Below are 4,968 nucleotides of genomic sequence, written 5' to 3' on the forward strand. Positions count from 1 at the left end.
TCAACACTCCCTATAGAAATCCATAAATATTATCAGTTAAGAAAAGAACAGGATTTATTTCATACTCTCCAACAAATTAATCGTCAGCAAGAAATTATTCCTAATAGTATATGGCATATTGCAAAAGAGCATGATATTACTACTAACGACGTTATTCCACTTGGTAAATATAGAGGTTTAGATTGTTACAGAAAAATTAGATAAGAATCAATATAATAAATTTATAGATGCCTTAACGAAAGGTATAATACATAACCCACAAGGTAAGAACGGCGTTAAATTTATCGGTAAAAAAGTAGTCGAAATTAAAATTGACGGTGACCAGCGTTTATTTACAAATATATTACATTCAAACGAACAAGGTGAATTACTGATAAATTTTGATCATCAAGGAAATCATAATGATGTAATAAAATTCGCCGGTGAATACCATCTAGAATTTCACCAAGATTTGTTATAAAACTAGCTTTATTGGGTGGATCGAAAAAAGCGTTCGGTGTCATCCCGTGGCTTGACCACGGGATGACAGAGGTGAAATTGATCCACGCGGGCAATGCCTTACGAGGAGGGACATAGTCCCGACATGGCAATCTTGTCAAGCATGCGGACGTACAAAACTTACAGTTTTTCCTCGCAATGACGACTTAGTTATCCACACAACAAACCCGATTAAAGTTATGCTTGCTCTTGAATTTCAAAAAACATTCTGCAGTCTCCTACAACTTCTTCACTAGGACCTTCAGGATATAAATTTATATATTCTGCATCTATTTTACTTAAGAAATACGGTAAAGATGATTCTGCATGCAGAGGTTCTAAATTTTTTGCACGTAAGATATAAATAGGACTAATTGAATCTTCTTCAACCTTGTCACGTAATTTATAATTATAAATTCCGCCGCCTAAAAGCTTTTTTTCTTCTCTATCTATATCTCTTGAAAACTGTAGTGTAGTAATCTCTGCTGTATTTTCAGGTTTAGTTGCAATAATTGCACAATGAGTTTTATAAAGATAAATATCACCCGGCTCAATTAATTCTAATTGTTTTTGATCTATATCATTTAAAGTTGCAACTAACTCATAACCATATTTAGAATAATTTTCTCTCATTTGAGCTGTAGTTATACTTTTTATCTGCTCGGTAGGTAAATAAGTTGCCTTACCCACGCTACTTGAGCAATCCTCAGGTCCAAACACTAATTGATCTTTAAAATAACGATGTCCGCCATATTGATAGTCTCCAAAAAGTAGCATACCTTTTTCACCGACAAAATGATAATCTTCTGGTATTAACTCTTTCGGCAGCTCATATTGAGAATTATAAAATTTATAACCGGTGGCAGCTCCTACCAATGATATCGGCTCAATATCAAGTATTTGGGCAATACTTTCAAGTAACACAGAACTAACAGAAGAGTTCTCATTCCCCCAAAACGATACCGTGCTATCAGATTGTAAAACAGGTAATTCGTTAGAATTTATTTCGTTTGATAAACCACTATAAAACTTTCCTTTTATTATTTGATCTATTAAATTATCCTCTTGCTGCTTTGCATAATTTAATGCCATTTTTAACTGCAAATCAGTTTTATTAAATTTTATAGGGTAACCTATATCATTTATATCTTGTTTTTTTAAATAGTTATTTACTGATTTACTTGTGTTATAAAAATCCTCTAAAGCTTGGATAATTTCCTTTCCTGTTATCCCACCGCTTTTATCAATGCCATTTTCTTCCCATGCCTTAACTATAGCGTCTTGCTCTTTATTTTGCCCATCTCTAATTGCTAATTGTTTAGCTCTAATTTGAGCTAGCATGTGAAGAACTGATTTTGAGTTAATCTTAAAATCTTGCATAAAACCTCTTTTTTAATAATAGAGGTTAAAAGTTAGGTATTTTTAATAAGATTGTCAATATTTTATTAAAATTTATTAATATTTTACTCAAAAGGTTGGCGTAGGTTAATAGCGGCAGATAAGGTACCCTCATCTAAATAATCAAGTTCACCTCCGATAGGTATACCGCTAGCTAGGCGAGAAATTTTGGCAGGATGTTCTTTTAAATATTCAGTAATAAAATACGCAGTAGTTTGACCTTCTAAAGTAGAATTAGTAGCAATAATAACTTCTTTAATATTTTCTGCAAAACATCTTTTAAGTAGTTCAGGTAACCGAAGTATGCTAGGATTTTGCCTACTAGCTGCTGATAAATTATGACCTAGTACGTGATATAAACCTTTAAAATTACCGCTACGCTCTATTGCCCATAGTTCAGCTACGGTTTCAACAACAGCAATAACCGATTTATCTCTATATTCAGAAGAACAAATACGGCAAATATTTTCCGTATCCATATTACCGCAAATCTCACATTTTACTATTTTCTTATCTATATCTATCAGGTTATTAATCAGGCTTTTTAACCTTACATCTTTATCTTGTAGTAGGTATAATACTATACGTCTTGCCGACCTACTACCAAGACCGGGTAATTTTGAAAAAAGATAAATTAGTTGATCTATATCATTTGTGTTGTTGTTCATATATTAAGATTTGATTACGACGGTTCCGGCTATTTTATCATGTAATGCTTGTTTTTTAGAAGAAAAAAGTATGAAAAAAATACCTATAGGAAAAGTCATATACCCTAAAAATCTTTTAATTAACTGCTTTAAAGTCGGACGATTTAATGTTACGGCATCGACGACTTTCATACGTAGGAACATTTTACTAAGAGTTGCGCATTTATAATACCAAAGCGTTACGAAATATGAGCCTATTACTAATATATTAGTAGCAAAAATTGAAATATTAAACAAAATATATTTATTAAAATTCCCTGCTTTAAGATATTCATAAAATTCCTGACTCATAACTGAGTTAAACATTTCATTGGGATTATGAAGATTAATGTTATTACTAAGGAAATAATCATTAAAGAACAACCATAATAAATTAAAAGAAATAAATTGAGATATTGGAATTGCTATAAAAGCAAGCAACGATAAATCAAGTGCTGTAGAAAAAATTCGTGCTATAAAATCAGGATAAATAATTTGCTTTTTCATTGCTGGTTACTTTATTTTGGTGTTAGATGGTATGAGTTGTGGTATGGTTCTATTTTGTCATACCGTGGCTTGACCACGGGGTGACAAAAGGATCGAGCAATACAACATACATAATTAAAATTCAATATATTACATTTATGAATCAATTTGAAGCATATAGTTTATTATTCGTTGATAGTTTTGTCTCAAATCTTGTTATCGGTTTTCAGAATGAATTAATATTTCATTCTATGAAAATGTTTTGGGGTTATAATAGTTTAATAATGCTGTTAGTAGCTATTTGTGCTTCTCTTAGTGGTAATGCAGTCAATTATATTTTTGGAAGAATAGTTTTAAATATCTTTTATGCTTCCAAAAACGAACAAAGTATCTTAAGACATAAAAATTTAACAAAATTATATTATAAATATGAGATATTTATAATTTTCTTAATGGCCTTTCCTTTTTGGGGATGCTTTATTTCTTTATTTTCTGGTTTTTTTAAAACAAAATTTCTAAAATTTTTAGGTATTGGTTGTTTGGCAAAAGCATGCTATTATGCTCTAGGCTTTGTGAACCTTTCTAATTGATTTGCTATTTTGAGGTATTTTTTAGCGAAAATTAATAAGATTTTTGTAGGAATAGTTATTCATATTTCAAAAAAATCTTATAATTTGCAGCAAAAAATAACCAAAATTAAATCTTTTTAGAAAGGTTCACAAAGCCAAAATTGTATATATTTTAACTCATGAAAAAATTAACCAAAACTAATTCTCATAGACAACAAAAATTAGCAAGCATTATAAATGAAGCATTAATCAAAATTCTAAGACGTGGTAAAATGCTGGATAGCAGACTTTTTGATTGTCCTCTCACTATTACGAAAGTTATAGTTACTGCTGATCTAAAAATAGCTAATTGTTATTTCTTGCCTTTTAATACTAAACTAACAATAGATGAAATTATGGATGCATTAAATAATTCTAAAAATGCTATCAGAAATTTTATTACTAATAAAATAAATATGAAATTCTCGCCTGATATAAGATTTCATTACGATCACGGATTTGATAATGCTATAAAGGTGGAACAATTATTAAAAGATTTCTGAATATAAAAATCTAATAATTTATTAAAAAAATTATTATTAATACATTGTTTTAATATTTAGATTATTATATCATGCCATATTTTAATCCGTAATATTATAACTTAAATATGCATAATAAAATAGATAGCTTAAAAGAAATCAAAGGACTAACAGGTTTGCGTGGATATGCAGCTTTATGGGTCTTATTCTTACATGCCACTTACAAATTGGTCTGGCGGCGACTCAATAGGAATGAATATAGCACGCCTTGGAGGGCTTGGAGTGGTAATATTCTTTGTATTGTCCGGTTTTATTTTATGTTATGTTTATAATACTAAGTTCTCTACAAAAACTATTAGTTATAAGGAATTTTTATTTGCTCGTATTGCTAGGGTTTATCCATTGCATTTATTTATGCTTTTATTTACATTGGTTTCTAGCTTTTCTTATCCTATTCCTTTACTACCTTCCGATAATTTTTATACATTTTTCTTAAATATTTTTCTTATTCAAGCGTGGGGATTCACGGATTTAGTATCTTGGAATCAACCAGCATGGTCAATAAGTACGGAAATGTTTGCATATTTATTATTCCCTTTTTTAATATCATTCATGCAAAGATTATCTATAATTAAGTTATTAATAATCTTGTTATTTGTATCTTATTGGGTAATCTCTTCTCCTTATGCTTCTCTTATTGATTGGATGCAGGTTCATAAATGGATTAATACTGAAGGGGTGCAGTTTGCTCACGGTAAAAGCCTAATAATGTTTTTAGGTGTATTTATTTTCGGTTGTATAACATTTTTTATTACAAAATGGGAGTGTTGA

7 protein-coding genes and 1 pseudogene are annotated in these 4,968 nt (G+C 29.9%); 4 read left to right on the forward strand and 4 right to left on the reverse strand.

Annotation, left to right across the window (positions count from 1 at the left end; genetic code table 11):
* A pseudogene (locus SB78_RS09740) lies at positions 1–204 on the forward strand (hypothetical protein); the annotation flags it as partial.
* Positions 205–332: 128 nt separating this feature from the next.
* Here SB78_RS09740 and SB78_RS10225 read toward each other — a convergent pair.
* The 4 genes from SB78_RS10225 to SB78_RS05335 form a co-directional block, all read right to left on the reverse strand.
* Positions 333–599: a hypothetical protein gene (locus tag SB78_RS10225; RefSeq protein WP_199402803.1), complete on the reverse strand. Its 267-nt coding sequence runs from the start codon at positions 597–599 to the stop codon at positions 333–335.
* 76 nt (positions 600–675) lie between these two features.
* A complete protein-coding gene (locus tag SB78_RS05325; protein WP_041079135.1) occupies positions 676–1,857 on the reverse strand; it encodes an RP439 family protein in 1,182 nt (393 codons plus the stop codon).
* 83 nt (positions 1,858–1,940) lie between these two features.
* Positions 1,941–2,543 carry a recombination mediator RecR gene (recR, locus tag SB78_RS05330; protein ID WP_041079137.1) on the reverse strand — a complete coding sequence of 201 codons (603 nt, stop codon included), beginning with the start codon at positions 2,541–2,543 and terminating at the stop codon, positions 1,941–1,943.
* Positions 2,544–2,546: 3 nt separating this feature from the next.
* Positions 2,547–3,068, reverse strand: coding sequence for an RDD family protein (locus SB78_RS05335; protein WP_041079139.1), 522 nt, complete (start codon positions 3,066–3,068; stop codon positions 2,547–2,549).
* Positions 3,069–3,205: 137 nt separating this feature from the next.
* Between SB78_RS05335 and SB78_RS05340 the strand changes: the two genes are divergently transcribed.
* The 3 genes from SB78_RS05340 (at position 3,206) to SB78_RS08295 (ending at position 4,968) form a co-directional block, all read left to right on the forward strand.
* Positions 3,206–3,637: a YqaA family protein gene (locus tag SB78_RS05340; protein WP_041079140.1), complete on the forward strand. Its 432-nt coding sequence runs from the start codon at positions 3,206–3,208 to the stop codon at positions 3,635–3,637.
* Between the two features lie 158 nt (positions 3,638–3,795).
* A complete protein-coding gene (gene rbfA, locus SB78_RS05345) occupies positions 3,796–4,158 on the forward strand; it encodes a 30S ribosome-binding factor RbfA (protein ID WP_041079141.1) in 363 nt (120 codons plus the stop codon).
* 192 nt (positions 4,159–4,350) lie between these two features.
* Entirely contained in the window at positions 4,351–4,968 is a 618-nt protein-coding gene (locus SB78_RS08295) for an acyltransferase family protein (protein WP_081420973.1), read from the forward strand.

The organism is Rickettsia asembonensis (assembly GCF_000828125.2).
Lineage (GTDB): Bacteria > Pseudomonadota > Alphaproteobacteria > Rickettsiales > Rickettsiaceae > Rickettsia > Rickettsia asembonensis.